The sequence below is a fragment of the Streptomyces sp. NPDC001100 genome (assembly GCF_053598575.1).
This window is the reverse complement of record NZ_JBSFKO010000068.1, coordinates 16,058-31,544: the sequence shown is the minus strand read 5'-3', so window position 1 is coordinate 31,544 and position 15,487 is coordinate 16,058. Positions and strand designations below refer to the sequence as shown.

14 protein-coding genes are annotated in these 15,487 nt (G+C 70.3%); 4 read left to right on the top strand and 10 right to left on the bottom strand.

The features are described 5' to 3' along the window. Window positions 1-110 precede the first annotated feature (110 nt). Window positions 111-611 (top strand): DUF2165 domain-containing protein, encoded by a 501-nt coding sequence (locus tag ACWDEW_RS47355; protein WP_450522355.1) that lies wholly within the window; start codon window positions 111-113, stop codon window positions 609-611. On the opposite strand, the gene ACWDEW_RS47350 is transcribed toward ACWDEW_RS47355, so the two are convergent. Next, complete coding sequence (locus tag ACWDEW_RS47350) at window positions 604-1,155, bottom strand: hypothetical protein (protein ID WP_450522353.1); 552 nt, start codon at window positions 1,153-1,155, stop codon at window positions 604-606. The genes ACWDEW_RS47355 and ACWDEW_RS47350 overlap by 8 nt on opposite strands. A 93-nt stretch (window positions 1,156-1,248) precedes the next feature. After that, window positions 1,249-3,834, bottom strand: coding sequence for a bifunctional FO biosynthesis protein CofGH (locus ACWDEW_RS47345; protein WP_450522351.1), 2,586 nt, complete (start codon window positions 3,832-3,834; stop codon window positions 1,249-1,251). 239 nt (window positions 3,835-4,073) lie between these two features. Between ACWDEW_RS47345 and ACWDEW_RS47340 the strand changes: the two genes are divergently transcribed. Beyond that, window positions 4,074-5,603, top strand: a complete 1,530-nt coding sequence (locus ACWDEW_RS47340; RefSeq protein ID WP_450522350.1) for a CehA/McbA family metallohydrolase — start codon at window positions 4,074-4,076, stop codon at window positions 5,601-5,603. Here ACWDEW_RS47340 and ACWDEW_RS47335 read toward each other — a convergent pair. Continuing rightward, complete coding sequence (locus ACWDEW_RS47335) at window positions 5,566-6,426, bottom strand: endonuclease/exonuclease/phosphatase family protein (RefSeq protein WP_450522349.1); 861 nt, start codon at window positions 6,424-6,426, stop codon at window positions 5,566-5,568. The genes ACWDEW_RS47340 and ACWDEW_RS47335 overlap by 38 nt on opposite strands. Window positions 6,427-6,478: 52 nt before the next feature. On the opposite strand from ACWDEW_RS47335, the gene ACWDEW_RS47330 reads away from it, so the two are divergent. After that, window positions 6,479-6,871 carry a nitroreductase/quinone reductase family protein gene (locus tag ACWDEW_RS47330; RefSeq protein ID WP_450522347.1) on the top strand — a complete coding sequence of 131 codons (393 nt, stop codon included), beginning with the start codon at window positions 6,479-6,481 and terminating at the stop codon, window positions 6,869-6,871. Between the two features lie 12 nt (window positions 6,872-6,883). Here ACWDEW_RS47330 and ACWDEW_RS47325 read toward each other — a convergent pair whose 3' ends face one another. The 4 genes from ACWDEW_RS47325 to ACWDEW_RS47310 form a co-directional block, all read right to left on the bottom strand. Beyond that, entirely contained in the window at window positions 6,884-8,347 is a 1,464-nt protein-coding gene (locus tag ACWDEW_RS47325; protein ID WP_450522345.1) for an aldehyde dehydrogenase family protein, read from the bottom strand. Continuing rightward, window positions 8,344-10,065: an N-acyl-D-amino-acid deacylase family protein gene (locus tag ACWDEW_RS47320; protein ID WP_450522343.1), complete on the bottom strand. Its 1,722-nt coding sequence runs from the start codon at window positions 10,063-10,065 to the stop codon at window positions 8,344-8,346. The genes ACWDEW_RS47325 and ACWDEW_RS47320 overlap by 4 nt, the downstream gene beginning before the upstream one ends. A gap of 102 nt (window positions 10,066-10,167) precedes the next feature. Continuing rightward, entirely contained in the window at window positions 10,168-11,286 is a 1,119-nt protein-coding gene (locus tag ACWDEW_RS47315; protein WP_427920736.1) for an LLM class flavin-dependent oxidoreductase, read from the bottom strand. 116 nt (window positions 11,287-11,402) lie between these two features. Continuing rightward, a complete protein-coding gene (locus ACWDEW_RS47310; RefSeq protein WP_450522341.1) occupies window positions 11,403-12,173 on the bottom strand; it encodes an SDR family NAD(P)-dependent oxidoreductase in 771 nt (256 codons plus the stop codon). 96 nt (window positions 12,174-12,269) lie between these two features. Here ACWDEW_RS47310 and ACWDEW_RS47305 point away from each other — a divergent pair, with 96 nt between their 5' ends. Further along, complete coding sequence (locus tag ACWDEW_RS47305; protein WP_450522339.1) at window positions 12,270-12,515, top strand: hypothetical protein; 246 nt, start codon at window positions 12,270-12,272, stop codon at window positions 12,513-12,515. A 21-nt stretch (window positions 12,516-12,536) separates the two neighbouring features. Here ACWDEW_RS47305 and ACWDEW_RS47300 read toward each other — a convergent pair whose 3' ends face one another. From ACWDEW_RS47300 to ACWDEW_RS47290, 3 genes are all read right to left on the bottom strand, one after another. Then, window positions 12,537-12,707 (bottom strand): LuxR C-terminal-related transcriptional regulator, encoded by a 171-nt coding sequence (locus tag ACWDEW_RS47300; RefSeq protein WP_450522337.1) that lies wholly within the window; start codon window positions 12,705-12,707, stop codon window positions 12,537-12,539. Window positions 12,708-13,288: 581 nt separating this feature from the next. Further along, window positions 13,289-14,212 (bottom strand): LLM class F420-dependent oxidoreductase, encoded by a 924-nt coding sequence (locus tag ACWDEW_RS47295; RefSeq protein WP_450522335.1) that lies wholly within the window; start codon window positions 14,210-14,212, stop codon window positions 13,289-13,291. Next, entirely contained in the window at window positions 14,209-15,453 is a 1,245-nt protein-coding gene (locus tag ACWDEW_RS47290; RefSeq protein WP_450522333.1) for an amidohydrolase family protein, read from the bottom strand. Before ACWDEW_RS47290 ends, ACWDEW_RS47295 begins: the two co-directional genes overlap by 4 nt. Window positions 15,454-15,487 lie beyond the last annotated feature (34 nt).

Genomic DNA, 15,487 nt, shown 5'->3' with positions numbered 1-15,487 from the left:
CCTTTACTCGGTCCGCGGAAGCCCGACACTGACAAAGAAGCGAGTGGCCCAACGCTCACTGGCCAGAAGCCTTGAGTGAGCATCCGGCGCGCGCAGGGAAGAAAACGGTCATGACCACCCCCACCTCGCGCACCGCACCCCGCCTCGCAGCCACCCTCCTCACCGCCACCGTCGCCCTCTACATCGCGCTCGTAGCCTTCGGGAACATCACGGACTTCGGGACCAATCAGCAGTTCGTGCGGCATGTGCTGGCCATGGATACGACGTTCAAGGACGACGATCTGATGTGGCGGGCGGTGACGAGCGAGGGGCTGCAGGATGCGGCGTACGTCGTGATCATCGTGTGGGAGGCCGTTGCCGCGCTGGTGCTCTGCTACGGGACGTGGCTGTGGGTGCGGCGGGACGACGAGCGGGCGCGGCGGTTCTCGACGTACGGGCTGCTGATGCTCATGGTGTTGTTCGGGGCCGGGTTCATCGCGGTCGGCGGTGAGTGGTTCGCGATGTGGCAGTCGAAGGACTGGAACGGGCTGGAGGCGGCCACCCGGGTGTTTCTGCTGAGCGGGGTCGTGCTGGTTGTCGTGCAGCTGACGGCGGACCGGTCCGCTACTTGACGACGATCACCTTCGTGCTGGTCGTCCCGAAGGTCCACAGGGCCGCGCCGTCCGCCTTGCCCATGCGTACGCCGCCCGTTTCCTTGCCCGCGGCCGGTGGCGGGGACGAGCCGTCGACGGCGTTGGAGAAGGCGATGTTGAGGCCGGACTTGGTGGCGAAGTAGACGATGTTCTCGATCTGGACGCCGTCGGAGCCGGTCGTGGCGTCCTTGCGTACCGAGACCGTGTAGGTGCCGGGGTCGGGGCTCACCGTGCCGGGCCAGACCGCGAACGTACGGCCGGCCTTGTCGCTCGCGTCGACGAGCCAGACCCGTTTCTGTCCGACGGAGTAGACGATGCGTCGCCCGGTTCCGGAGGAGGCGGGTACCGCGGCGGCCGTGACGTGCGGCTTGGGGGACTTGGACGCGTGCGCGGACGCCGAGGCGCTGGGGCGGGCGGCGGACGCCTTCGGGTGCGGACCCTTGTCGGCCTGCACGGCCAGGACCGTGACCGCGGCGATCGCTCCCACCGTCAGACCGGTCACCCAGACCTTCGAGGCAGGCACGGGCACGCATCTCCTCAGCTACTCACAGCCCCCACATCCCGATCGAACAGGGGTCGGATCATCGTACCGGCCCCCGTCCGACCACCCGGCCCCTCAGTCCAGCACCGGCAGCAGTTCCGGCAGGTGCCCGTCCGAAGCGGCCGCGGCCCGCTGCCGCTCCTCCGGCACCTCCCCGTACAGCGTGGTGCGCGGTCGCGCCGGCCGGCCCGCCAGTTCCGCCACGGCGACCAGGTCCCGCACCGACTTGTAGGAGCCGTACGACGAACCCGCCATGCGCGAGATCGTCTCCTCCATGAGCGTGCCGCCGAGGTCGTTCGCGCCGGAGCGCAGCATCTCCGCCGCGCCCTCCGAGCCCAGCTTCACCCAGCTGGTCTGGATGTTGGGGATCCACGGGTGGAGCAGCAGTCTCGCCATCGCCACCACCGCCCTGTTGTCCCGCATCGTCGGACCCGGGCGCGCGATGCCCGCCAGGTACACCGGCGCGTTGGTGTGGATGAACGGGAGCGTCACGAACTCCGTGAAGCCGCCCGTGCGTTGCTGGATCCCGGCCAGGGTCCGCAGATGGCCCAGCCAGTGCCTGGGCTGGTCCACATGGCCGTACATCATCGTCGAGCTCGACCGGATGCCCAACTCGTGTGCCGTCGTGACGACTTCGATCCAGGTCGCCGTCGGCAGCTTGCCCTTCGTGAGGACCCAGCGGACCTCGTCGTCGAGGATCTCCGCCGCCGTGCCGGGGATGGTGTCGAGCCCCGCCTCCTTCGCGGCCGTCAGCCACTCGCGGATGGAGAGGCCCGTGCGCGTCGCGCCGTTCACCACCTCCATGGGGGAGAACGCGTGGACATGCATCCCGGGAACCCGCTCCTTCACCGCCTTCGCGATGTCGAAGTAGGCCGTGCCGGGCAGGTCGGGGTGGATACCGCCCTGCATGCAGACCTCAACCGCCCCGACCTCCCAGGCCTGTTGGGCCCGGTCCGCCACCTGGTCCAGCGAGAGCGTGTACGCGTCCGCGTCCGTGCGGCGCTGTGCGAAGGCACAGAAGCGGCAGCCCGTGTAGCAGACGTTCGTGAAGTTGATGTTCCGCGTGACGATGTACGTCACCTCGTCACCGACCACCGACTTCCGCACGTCGTCCGCGATCCGCGTCAGCGCGTCCAGCGCCGGGCCGTCCGCGTGCAGCAGGGCGAGCGCCTCCGCGTCGGTGAGCTTCGTGGGGTCGTCGGCCGCCGTCGCCAGTGCCTGCCGTACGTCCGTGTCGATGCGCTCGGGCACCATGCCGGGCGCCGCGGCCTCGCGCAGGGCGGCCCAGTCGCCGTAGACCTCGTCGAAGTCGTCACGGCGGTCGGACGTTCGGCCCTCCGTGTCGATCGTGGTGTGGAGATCCGTACGGCCGGAGGACGTGAACGCCTCCTCCGGCTCCTGCCACGCGTGGCCCTCCACGACCGCGTCCTCGCGCGCCAGTCCCGTCTCCGGGTCCGCCAGGGCCCGTACGTGCGGCAACAGGCGCGGGTCCAGCCAGGGTTCGCCACGGCCCACGAACTCGGGGTAGACGCAGAGGCGTTCGCGGAGTTCGAAGCCGGCCTCCGCGGACTGGTCGCGCAGCAACTCGATCTGGGGCCAGGGGCGTTCGGGGTTCACGTGGTCGATCGTCAAAGGCGAGACCCCGCCCCAGTCGTCGATGCCCGCGCCGATCAGGCGCTTGTACTCGGAGTCGACGAGGTTGGGCGGCGCCTGGAGGCAGGCCGACGGGCCCATGATGTGGCGCGCGACCGCGACGGTCGCCACCAGCTCGTCCAGCTCCGCGTCCGGCATGCCGCGCATCGCCGTGTCCGGCTTGGCGCGGAAGTTCTGGATGATGAGTTCCTGGATGCCGTGGTAGGACCGGGAGACCTTCCGCAGCGCGAACAAGGACTCCGCGCGCTCCTCGTACGTCTCGCCGATGCCGATCAGGATGCCGGAGGTGAAGGGGACGGAGGAGCGGCCCGCGTCCTCCAACACCCTTAGGCGTACGGCGGGTTCCTTGTCCGGGGAGCCGTAGTGCGGGGCGCCGGGCTCGGACCAGAGGCGGGTCGCGGTCGTCTCCAGCATCATGCCCATGGAGGGCGCCACCGGCTTCAGCCGCTGGAAGTCGGTCCAGCTCATGACGCCCGGGTTGAGGTGGGGCAGCAGGCCCGTCTCCTCCAGGATGCGGATGGAGATGGCGCGGACGTAGGCGATCGTGTCGTCGTAGCCGTGCGCGTCGAGCCACTCGCGCGCCTCGGGCCAGCGGTCCTCGGGCTTGTCGCCGAGGGTGATGAGGGCTTCCTTGCAGCCGAGGGCCGCGCCCTTGCGGGCGATGTCGAGGACCTCGTCCGGGGACATGAACATGCCGTGGCCGGCGCGGCGGAGCTTGCCGGGGACGGTGACGAAGGTGCAGTAGTGGCACTTGTCGCGGCACAGGCGGGTGAGGGGGATGAAGACGCTCTTCGAGTACGTGATCACGCCGGGGCGGCCGGCGGCCTCAAGGCCCGCGTCGCGCACCCGGGCGGCGGACGCGGTGAGGTCGTCCAGGGCCTCGCCGCGGGCCTGTAGGAGCACCGCCGCTTCCGTCACGTCGAGGGCGACGCCGTCACGGGCGCGTTTGAGGGCGCGACGCATGGAGTTCTCGGTCGGGCCGGTTCCGGAGCTCGCGGGAGTCGTCATCCTTCGAGCATACGATCGGTCTGATCAGGCCAAAGAGGGGCGCCCGATTCGTTCCGGCCGGGCAGGTCGTTACACGGTGTCACTGGCAGTGGGAGCACTCCGCCCTCCCCATACCGGCTCCGGTTTCCCGACACCCGCCGATTCCCTTTCCTTGCCCCGGAGTTCACAGCCGACTATCAGAGTCGTACAGGTCACCTCTGCACCGTCCCCGTCACTCACGACACCCCGGGAGCAGCAGCATGTGCGACGACGATCACGGAAACGGTCTCAACCGGCGCGCGCTGTTCGTGACGGGCGCCGCCGCCGCGCTTACGTTGGGAAGCGTGAGCTTCGCGAGCGGCGCCGAGGCCGCGGCAGACGGCGACCAGGAGAGCCGGACGGTTCGGGGCACCCTCCCGACCGGCTCGCCCGACTACGTGTACGTCCCCGTCGAGGTCCCGGCGGGGGTCCGCGAGCTGAAGGTGGCGTACACCTACGACAGACCGTCCGTCCCGGCCGGCACCCAGGGCAACGCCCTCGACATCGGCGTCTTCGACCAGCACGGCACCGGCCTCGGTGGCCGGGGCTTCCGGGGCTGGTCGGGCGGGGCGCGCACGGAGTTCTTCCTCCGCGCCGACGACGCGACGCCCGGCTACGTCCCCGGCCCGGTGCGGCCCGGCACCTGGCACATCGCGCTGGGCCCCTACACGGTGTCCCCGCAGGGACTGTCGTACGAGCTCACGATCACGCTCACCTACGGCGAACCGGGCGCCGCCCCGCGGCCGGTGTACCCGCCGGAGCGGGCGAAGGGGCGGGGCCGGGACTGGTACCGGGGCGACTGCCATCTCCACTCCTGGTACTCGGACGGGCGCCGCACCCCGGCCGAGATCGCGGCGCTGGCGCGGGCGGCGGGCCTGGACTTCATCAACTCGTCGGAGCACAACACGCACTCCTCGCACCCCCATTGGGCCTCGGAGGCGGGCGACGACCTGCTGATCATGCTCGGCGAGGAGGTCACGACCCGAAACGGTCACGTGGTCGCCCTCGGCACCGAGCCCGGCACGTTCGTCGACTGGCGCTACCGGGCCCGCGACAACCGCTTCGGCCGGTTCGCCCGCGAGATCCGCCGCGCCGGAGGGCTCGTGGTCCCGGCCCACCCGCACGCCACCTGCATCGGCTGCGCCTGGAAGTTCGGCTTCGGCGAGGCGGACGCGGTCGAGGTATGGAACGGTCCCTACACGCCCGACGACGAGGTGGCCCTGGCCTCCTGGGACGCGACCCTCGTGGCCTCCGTCCGGGAGAACCGCGAGTGGCTCCCGGCGATGGGCAACAGCGACGCCCACCGCGACCCGGACGCGGTGGGCCTGCCCCAAACCGTGGTCCTGGCCGACGACTTGACGCGGGAGGCGATCCAGGACGGCATCCGCGCGGGGCGTTCCTACGTCGCCGAGTCGAAGAACATCTCGCTCTCCTTCACCGCGACGGGAACGAAGGGCGAACACGCGGGAATCGGCGAGCGGTTGACGGTAGCCGCCGAAACCCCGGTGACGGTCCGGCTGGAGGTCACCGGCGCCCCACGCTGCACCGCCCGCCTCGTGACCGACCAAGGCGTGCTGTTCACCAGCGATCCGCTGCCTGTGAGCGGCGCGGGCACCGTGGAGTGGCAGACCACTCCGGCCTACGCGGCCTACGTACGCGCCGAGTTGAGGCACGAGACGGCGGCGGGGGTGGTACCGGGGGCGCTGGCGGCGTTCACGAATCCGATCTTCCTGGGCGAAGCCGATCGGTGACTCGATCCGTTCCGTCGCTCAGGTCGACCACGACCGCCGCGTGATCCGTCGGCCACACCCCGTCGACCGGCCCGTCCCCCGCCCGCCGTACGCCCCGCACATGCCCGAGTCCGCCCTTCCCCGTCGGCGCCACGAGGACGTAGTCGATGCGGACGCTGGGCCCGAACGTGCCCGCCACGTAGGGATTGGCGAGGTCCCAGGTGGCGGAGGGAGCACCCGGGTCCGCGAAGTCCCAGGCGTCGACGAGGACTTGGCCGGGCACGGGCGGTGCCGTCGTGTAGCCGCCGAAGAGGCGGACCTCGTCGGAGTCCGGCCAGGCGTTGAAGTCGCCGGTGACGACGGGCGGGAAGGGGCCGTCGCCGGTGTGCTCGGCGACGAACTCGGCGAGGGCGGTGACCTGTTGGCACCGTACTGCCGAGGCCTCGGTGGCGGAGGAGAGGTGGGCGGTGAAGAAGGGGACGCGGTACCCCGGCGCGTCCAGCCCCGCGTACAGCGCGGTCCGGCCGCCGTCTCCGGCCCCGGACGGCAGCGGCAGTACGGCCCGCTCGGCGACGGGCCAGCGGCTGAGGATCGCGTTGCCGATGCCGACCGTGGGGTCGCCGAGCCGGCGCTGCCAGAACCCGGGGTCGTGAGAGGCTCCCCAGGTCCAGTGCATACCGAGTTCACCGGCGAGCCACGCGGCGAGATTCGTACCCTCGGCGTCCCACACCTCCTGCAACCCGACGACATCGGGCCGCAGTTCACGCAACACGGCGAGAATCGCCTGCTGCCGGGCCTCCCAGGGCCCGTACCGCCACCACAGATTCCAGGTCACCACGCGCACGGGATCATTGAAGCCCACGGACGCAGCCAGCCGACAGGAGATCCGGATACCGATGCCGAGCACACCCGAGTCCAAGTACCGCACGATCAGCCGATTGCAGCGCGTCCTGAACGCGGTCACCCGCCGACTCCCCACCCAGACCGTCCTGGAGACCACCGGCCGGGTCTCCGGGCAGCCGCGCCGCACCCCGCTCGGCGGACGCCGGGTCGGTGACACCTTCTGGCTGGTGTCGGAGTTCGGCGAACTCTCGCACTACGTCCGCAACATCAAGGCGAACCCGGAGGTCCGGGTGAGGATCATGGGCCGCTGGCACACCGGCACGGCCCACCTCCTCCCCGACGACGACCCCCGCGCCCGGCTGCGCACCCTGCCGCGTTTCAACAGCGCGGCGGTGAAGGCGATGGGGTCGAGTCTGCTGACGGTGCGGGTGGATCTGCGGGACTGAGGGACCGACCCCTCACCCCTGCCACACGATCGCCTGTACCTCGCTGTACGCGTGCAGCGCGTACGAGCCGACGTCCCGGCCGACGCCGCTCTTCTTGAAGCCGCCGAACGGGGCCTCCATGTTGCGGCCCACCGTGTTGACGCCCACCCCGCCGGCCCGCAGCAGCCGTGCCACGCGGAAGGCGCGGGCGACGTCGCCGGACCAGACGTAGTCGATGAGGCCGTAGTCGCTGTCGTTGGCGAGGGCGATGCCCTCCTCCTCGTCGTCGAAGGGGACGACCACGACGACCGGGCCGAAGATCTCCTCGCGGACGACGCGCATCTCGGCGGTGCAGTCGGCGAGTACGGTCGGGGCCACCAGGAACCCCGGTCCGTCCGAGGGCCGTTCACCGCCCGCGACGACCACCGCGCCCTCCTTGCGGCCCAGTTCGACGTACGACTCGACGCGTTCCCGGTGCGCCGCCGAGATCACGGGCCCGACCACCGTGTCCGGCGAGCGGGGGTTCCCCATCTTCAACCTGCCTGCGTAGGCGGCCAGCTGCTCGACGACCCTGTCGTACACGCCCCGTTGGGCCAGCACCCGCGTAGGCGCCGTACAGATCTGCCCGCTGTAGAAGGAGAAGGTCGTGCCGATGCCGGAGACGGCGGAGGCGAGGTCCGCGTCGTCGAAGACGACCGCCGCGCCCTTGCCGCCCAACTCCATCAACTGCCGCTTCATGCCCCGCCCGCACACCTCGGCGATCCGCTGCCCGACCGCCGTGGACCCGGTGAAGCTGACCATGTCGACGTCCGGCGACTCCACGGCCGCCTCCCCGACCTCCACCGCACGCCCGTTCACCACGTTCACGACCCCGCGCGGCACCCCGGCCGCCTCCAGCGCCTCCGCCATCCGGTAGACGGACAGCGGGTCCTGCGGGGCGGGTTTCACGACGACCGTGTTGCCCATGGCGAGGGCGGGGGCGATCTTCCCGGCGGGGTTCGCCCACGGGTTGTTGTACGAGGTGATGCACGTGACGACACCCACCGGCTGCCGTACCGCGAGCGCTCCCACGACGGCCGCCCGGCCGAACGGCCCGGCCTCGTTGACCTGCGGCGCGATCGCCCACTCGGCCGGTTCCACGGTCGCGTACCGCCGGAACCGGGCGGCGGCCACGCCCACCTGCATGCCCCGAGCGGTCCCGGTCGTCGCGCCGGTCTCCGCCTGGGCGAGTTCGGCGTACGGCACCAGCGCGCCACGGACGAGGTCGGCCGCCCGCCCGAGGATCGCCGCGCGTTCCTCGGGCGGCGTACGCGACCACGGTCCGAACGCCTCCCGGGCCGCGGCGGCGGCGGCGAACACCTGCCCCCGCGAGGCCTCCGGCGCCCACCCCACGGTCTCCTCGGTCGCGGGATCGACGACGGCGTAGTGCCCGCCGTCCGGCTCGACCCACTCCCCGCCGACGAACAACCGCTGCCCATCGGCGACTTGAGAACTCACCGGGTGCTCACCGTCCTGGTGTCCCGCCCCGACCGCAGCACCCGCCCCGGAACGGACCCGCTCACCACGTCGCCGCGAATGGCCTCAACTCCGTTGACCCACACGGCCTGTATCCCGATCGCCTTCGAATCGAGCCGCGGACTGTCACCCGGCAGGTCGTGCACCAGGGTGGCCTTGCCGGCGTCGATCCGCTCCGGGTCGAAGAGCACCAGGTCCGCATGCCAGCCCTCCCGCACCTGCCCGCGCTCCCGCAGCCCGAACAGCCGCGCCGGATCGTCGGTCAGCATCTTCACGGCCTGTTCGAGCCCGACCAGCTTCCGCCCGCGCAGACAGTCCCCGATGAACCGGGTCGTGTACGGCGCCCCGCACATCCGGTCCAGATGCGCCCCCGCGTCGGACCCGCCGAGCAGCACGTCCTCGTGCTGCCAGGTCTCGGCGCGCAGTGCCCAGGAGGCCGGGTCGTTGTCGGAGGGCATGGGCCACAGCACCGTCCGCAGGTCGTCGGCCGCGCAGATCTCGACCAGACACTCGAAGGGTTCCTGCCCCCGTTCCTCGGCGATGTCCTTGACCACCCGCCCGGTCAGCCCCTCGTTGGCCGCGCTGTACGTGTCGCCGATGACGTACCGCCCGAAGTTCGCGAGCCGCCGGAAGACCCCGGCCTCCTTGCTGTTGGCCCGCAGCAGCATCTGGGCCCGTACGCCGGGTTCGCGCAGCGCGGCGATCCGCTCCGGCACGGGCAGGCTCAGGATCGGCCCCCACCCGGGTATCAGGTTGAGCGCGCAGAAGGTGCCGAGGGACATGTTCATCGGCGTGAGGATCGGCATGGTCAGCGCGACGACCCGGCCGCCGGCCTTCCGCGCCCGCTCGCTCGCGAACAACTGCCGGGGCACGCGCTCGGGCACGGCGGCGTCCACGGTGAGCACGTTCCAGTTCAGAGGCCGCCCGGCCACCGCGCTCATCTCGACGAACAGATCGATCTCGGCGTCGCTGAACTGATCCAGACATCCGGCGACGATCGCCTCGATCTGCGTCCCCTCGTGCTCGCCGACGGCCCGTGAGAGGGCCAGCAGTTCCTCCGGGCGGGCGTGCCGGGAGGCGACCGGCTGTCCGTCGCCGTCCGAGTGGGTGGAGGACTGGGTGGTGGAGAAGCCCCAGGCGCCGGCGTCCATGGCCTCGTGCAACAGCCGTACGATCTCGGCGAGTTGCTCCGCACTGGGCTGCCCGCCGACGGCATCCGCCCCCATCACGTACCGCCGCAACGCACAATGCCCCACCATGAACCCGGCGTTGACCGCGATCCGCCCTTCCAGCGCGTCCAGATACTCCCCGAACCCGCGCCAGCTCCAGGGCGTCCCCTCCTCCAGCGCGACCAGCGACATCCCCTCGACCTTGGACATCATTCGCCGCGTGTAGTCGGCGTCCTCCGGCTTCAGCGGCGCGAGCGTGAACCCGCAGTTCCCGGCCGCGACGGTCGTCACCCCGTGGTTGAGGGAGGGTGTCGCGTACGGGTCCCAGAAGAGCTGGGCGTCGTAGTGGGTGTGGGGGTCGACGAACCCGGGCGCGAGGACGAGTCCGGCGGCGTCTTCGACGGTCCGGGATTCCTCGGTGACAGCCCCGACGACGGCGATCCGCCCGTCGCGGACACCGACGTCGGCAACGAATGCGGGCGAGCCGGTCCCGTCAACAACCGTCGCCCCTTTGATGACGTGATCGAGCACGAGCCTTGCCTCCTCAAGCATGCGATGCGCTGACCAAGCTGCTTTTGGGGGCGCGGGGAACTGCGCGACCAGCCCCCACGCACCCGCACCCGCCGTACGAGCTCAGGCCGTCTCCCGGAACCGCGTGGTCCGATGGACAGGATCCGTGTCGATCTTCGGAATCACGTGCTCCCCGATCAACCGAATCGTCTGCAACGTCTCCTCCTTCGGCACCCCCACCGGCAGCCCGAAGCTCAACTGGTCCGCCCCGGCCTGCTCCCACCGCTTGCACTGCGTGAGTACCTCGTCCGGATCCCCGCAGATCAACAGCTCCTCCTCCACGAGGAGTTCGACGAACTCCGGCGTGTACTCGGGCAGCGTCTCCGGCCACACGGGGAACCCCTCGGGCCGCGGGAACGTGTCGTGGTACCGGAACACCAGCGAGGGCAGATAGTGCAGCCCACCGCTGGTCGCGATCCGGATCGCCTCGTCGTGCGTGGGCGCACAGATCGCGGTCGTCGTCACCATCACGTTGTCGTTGACGAACGCCCCCACCGGCTCGGCGTTCACGATCGCCGTCTTGTACTGCTCCAGCACCCACTCCATGTCGGAGACCTTCTGGATGCTGAACCCGAGGACGCCCAGCCCCTTCCGCGCCGCCATGGCGTACGACGGAGGGGAGCCCGCCGCGTACCACATCGCCGGGTGCGCCTTCCCGTACGGCTTCGGCAGCACCTTCCGCGGCGGCAGCTGCCAGTGCTTGCCCTGGAAGCCGACGTACTCGTCCTGGAGCCACATCTTGGGGAACTCGGCGATGGTCTCTTCCCAGATCTCCTTGGTGTAGTTCATATCGGTTACGCCCGGTATGAAACCGAGGATCTCATGGCTGCCCGCCCCCCGCCCGCTGCCGAACTCGAAGCGGTTGCCGGAGAGATGGTCGAGCATGGCGACCTTCTCGGCGACCTTCACCGGGTGGTTGACCTGGGCGAGGGGGTTGAAGATCCCCGACCCGAGGTGGATGCGTTCCGTGGCGTGTGCGAGGTAGCCGAGGTAGACGTCGTTCGCCGAGAGGTGCGAGTACTCCTCCAGGAAGTGGTGCTCGGAGGCCCAGGCGTACTTGAAACCGGACTTGTCCGCCTGGATGACGTACTCGGTCTCCTCCATCAGCGCCTTGTGCTCGGCCAGCGGGTCCGTTTCGGCACGCTTGCCCACGTATCCCTGTACAAAGAGCCCGAATTCCAAGGAGGTTCACCGTCCCAAGTCCAGGTGGTACCTATGAGTGCTACGACTTTCTGACGTAGCGTCAGATTCGTCAATAGATGACGCCCCGTCAGATCTCACCGGATGGAGGGGTGGCGTCAGATGACGCTGACCCCCGCCAGCCAGCCCCCGTCGATCACGAAGGGCTGCCCGGTGATGTACGACGAGTCGTCCGACGTCAGGAACAGCGCGAGGCGGGCGACCTCTGCCGGCTTCCCGATCCGGCCGAGCGGCACGAGCTTGCGGTACAGCTCGTCCAGGGCCCGGGACATCCCCTCCACGTCGGCGTCCGGGTCGAGTTGGGCCGGGTTGGACATCGCGGTGTCGATGGCGCCGGGGCACATCGCGTTGACCCGTATCCGCCGGTCGGCCAGCTCCAGGGCCGCCACCCGCGTGAGCCCGAGGATGGCGTGCTTGGTCGCCGCGTACGCCCCCACGGCAGCCATCCCCGTCACCGCCGTGTACGAGGCCGTGTTGACGATCGTGCCCCCGTCCTCCATGGCCGCCGCCACGGTCTTGACCCCGAGAAAGCAGCCGACCTGATTCACCCGCACGACCTGCATGAACTCGTCGAGCGGCGTGTCCACAAGGGAGTTGAACCGCAGGATCCCCGCGTTGTTGACCAGCCCGTCGATCCGCCCGTACGTCTCCTTCGCGGCCCCCACGGCGGCACTCCAGTCCGCCTCCTCGCCGACATCGAGATGCACATAGGACGCGCCCAACTCCTTGGCCAGCGCCTCCCCTTGCTCGTCCAGCACATCCGCCACGACGACCTTCGCGCCCTCGGCCGCGAACAGCCGCGCCTCCTGCTCCCCCTGTCCGCGCGCCGCTCCGGTGACGATGACGACACGCCCGTCCAGCTTGCCCATGCGGGCCTCCTCGGGATCGGTGGATGCAGGTCATCGTAGCGCCGCATCTGACGAAGCGTCAGATGAAGGTCCGCGGATTGCACAAGCACACTTGAAGTGACCGTGCAGCAGGGACATTTGACCCTGGCCATAGCTCTGCTCGACTCCAAGAATGCCGGGTATGGCGAAGCGGAGACTGCGCAACAGGGAAGTCGGGTACGTGGCGATCGGTGCGGCACCACCGCGGCTGACAACGCGCTGAATTCGACGAAGGCCCTCCAGGACGAGGAGCCCGGATTCGGTGAGGGCGGCCCCGGTGTCACCGATGTGGAAATACCGCTGACGGAGGTCCCGGCACCCTGATCCGGCGCTCCCGGAGGGTTCTCAGGTGCGAAGCACGGGCGTGGCTCCCAGCCGGCGCAGGACCGCGTCCGTGCCGCTCCTGGCGTCCAGCTCGGCGTAGATGTTGCCGAGGTTGTTGCGGACGGTCTTCTCGCTCAGCCGTAATCGCTGCCAGATCTGCTGTACGCCCGGGCCGGTCGGCAGCAGCTCCATGATCTGCTGCTCGCGCGGTGAGAGCAGCGCACGGCCGCTCCATCGCCTCGTCGGTCGCGGCCATCCGTCGGGCCCCCTCCCGCAGGGCCGCGGACGCGGACGGCGAGAGACAGGTGCGTCCGACAAACGCCGCCATGGCCGCGGAGGACAGCATCTGGTCGCAGTAGTCGCCCTCGACGAGGTGGCCCGCTCCGCCCCGGAAGACCTCGACCACCGCCTCGTTGTCCTGGCGCGTGCTGACGACGATCGCCGGAACTCCCCGAGCGGCAAGGGCCGTCAACGCGCCGGGGAAGGTCCCGGCGGGGTCCTCGCAGCACAGCATGGCGACGTCCGCCGTGGTCTCCCGCAGCCCGTCGTAGGGCCGCGCGACCCACCGTGCGCTGCTGGCGAACTCGTCGTCCGGGGTCGGCCGGCCGTCGTGCGGCCAGGTGCCCTCGGCGGAGGCCGCGACGACGGAGTGCCGCTGGGAGGATCACACTTCGGGGTCCTTCCGCCGGAAGCCGTGACGTCCGTACGTCCATACACACACGGCTCGGCGTGACCGTGTTCAAACAGGTTGTGATCACCGGGGCCGGTCGAGGTCAGAGCAGGGGCCCCACCTCGGTGCCGAACTCCGTTATCTGGTCGGTGAGTTCGGCGCGGTCGCGGCAGCGGAACCGGACCTGGATCCGGTCCACGCCCATCGCCGGGTAGGCGCGCAGCGATTCGGCGAGGACTTCGGGGGTTCCGGTGAGCGTGCGCCGGCCGACCTCCCATCCCGGGTCGCCGACGTACAGCGGCTCGGTGATGGCCCCGAACATGAACGGCCCCTGGAGGGCGGCCTCTTCGCGCAGTCGCCGGATCCGCTCGATCTGCGCGGGCAGCTTCTCGCGCGGGTCGCCCTGCGGCAGCCAGCCGTCGGCTTTGAGGGCGGCCCGGCGTACGGCGGCCGGTGAGGAGCCGCCGACCCAGATGGGCACGTGTTCCTGCCGGGGCCTGGGCCGCTGCCCCAGCCCCTCGAAGTCGTACAACTTGCCGTGGTGCAGGGGGAATTCGTCCGGTCCGAGGGCGGCGCGCAGGGCGTCGATCGACTCGTCGAGGACGGGCCCGCGCCGGTCGAAGTCGACGCCGAGCGCCTCGAACTCCTCCCGTACGTGGCCGGCGCCGACCCCGAGGAGCAGCCGGCCCCCGCTGAGGTGGTCGAGGGTGGCGTACTGCTTGGCGGTGATCAACGGGTGCCGCAGCCCGACGACCGCCACATGGCTGAGCAGTCGGACCCGCTCGGTCACGCCCGCCAGGAAAGAGAGGGTGGCGACGGGGTCGTACCAGATGGTGCTCATCGCGGCGGCGAGGCGGCGCGGGACGCCGACGTGGTCGCAGCCCGCGATGTAGTCGAAGCCGGACCGGTCGGCCGCGCGGGCGATCCCGACGAGGTCGGCAGGGCCTGCGTCGGCCTCCCAGGGTTCGGCGTAGATGGTGCTCTGGGACTGGACGGGCAGCTGGATGCCGTAGGCGAGGCCGCTCACTTGGGGCCCTCCCACAGGCCTTCCGGCGTCAGCCCCAGCAGCTCGATCGCGTTCCCGCGCACGATCCGCTCGACCACGTCCGGCGCCAGGTGGCCCATCTGCGCCTCGCCGACCTCGCGGGACTTGGGCCAGGTGGAGTCGGAGTGGGGGTAGTCGGTCTCGTAGAGCACATTCCCCACGCCGATGGAGTCGAGGTTCTTCAGCCCGAAGGCGTCGTCGAAGAAGCAGCCGTAGACGTGCTCGGTGAAGAGTTCGGACGGCGGGCGGTGGACCTTGTCGGCGACGCCGCCCCAGGCGCGGTTCTCCTCCCAGACCACGTCGGCGCGCTCCAGGATGTAGGGGATCCAGCCGATCTGGCCCTCGGCGTACATGACCTTGAGGTCGGGGAAGCGTTCGAACTTGCCGCTCATCAGCCAATCCACCATGGAATAGCAGCAGTTGGCGAAGGTGATAGTGGAGCCCACGGCGGGCGGGGCGTCGGCGGAGGTGGAGGGCATACGGCTGCTGGAGCCGATGTGCATGGCGATGACCGTGCGGGTCTCGGCGCAGGCCTGGAGGAACGGGTCCCAGTCGTCGGTGTGGATGGAGGGCAGTCCGAGGTGCGGGGGTATCTCGGAGAAGGCGACGGCCCGCACCCCGCGGGCCGCGTTGCGGCGGACCTCGGCGGCGGCCAACTCCGCGTCCCAGAGCGGGATGAGGGGAAGGGGTATGAGGCGGCCCTGCGCCTCGGGGCCGCACCACTCCTCCACCATCCAGTCGTTGTAGGCGCGGACGCAGAGCAGCGCGAGCTCGCGGTCGGCGGCCTCGGTGAACGTCTGGCCGCAGAAGCGCGGGAAGGTGGGGAAACACAGCGCGGACTGGACATGGTTGACGTCCATGTCGGCGAGCCGGGACGGAACGTCGTACGACCCCGGCCGCATCTGCTCGTAAGTGATGACTTCGAGCTTGATCTCGTCCCTGCTGTAGCCGACGGCGGTGTCGAGGCGGGTGAGCGGGCGGTGCAGATCCTCGTACACCCACCAGTCGCCGATCGGTCCGTCGTCGCCCGGTTCGCCCATCACGGGCTTGAACCGGCCGCCGAGGAACGTCATTTCCTTCAGCGGCGCGCGCACCACACGCGGGCCGGTGTCCAGGTACTTCTTGGGCAGCCGGTGCTGCCAGACGTCGGCGGGCTCCACGGTGTGGTCGTCGACGGAGATGATCAAAGGGAGGGTCGCCTGGTCGGTGTTCTGGGTGTCCATGGCGCCACGGTAGCGCCGATCTGACGACCCGTCA

What these genes read in the sequence shown, in the direction of transcription:
- ACWDEW_RS47355 (WP_450522355.1), top strand. Translation starts at nt 111, where the DNA reads ATGACCACCCCCACCTCGCGCACCGCACCCCGCCTCGCAGCCACCCTC.
- ACWDEW_RS47345 (WP_450522351.1), bottom strand. Translation starts at nt 3,834, where the DNA reads ATGACGACTCCCGCGAGCTCCGGAACCGGCCCGACCGAGAACTCCATG.
- ACWDEW_RS47340 (WP_450522350.1), top strand. Translation starts at nt 4,074, where the DNA reads ATGTGCGACGACGATCACGGAAACGGTCTCAACCGGCGCGCGCTGTTC.
- ACWDEW_RS47330 (WP_450522347.1), top strand. Translation starts at nt 6,479, where the DNA reads ATGCCGAGCACACCCGAGTCCAAGTACCGCACGATCAGCCGATTGCAG.
- ACWDEW_RS47310 (WP_450522341.1), bottom strand. Translation starts at nt 12,173, where the DNA reads ATGGGCAAGCTGGACGGGCGTGTCGTCATCGTCACCGGAGCGGCGCGC.
- ACWDEW_RS47300 (WP_450522337.1), bottom strand. Translation starts at nt 12,707, where the DNA reads ATGGAGCTGCTGCCGACCGGCCCGGGCGTACAGCAGATCTGGCAGCGA.
- ACWDEW_RS47290 (WP_450522333.1), bottom strand. Translation starts at nt 15,453, where the DNA reads ATGGACACCCAGAACACCGACCAGGCGACCCTCCCTTTGATCATCTCC.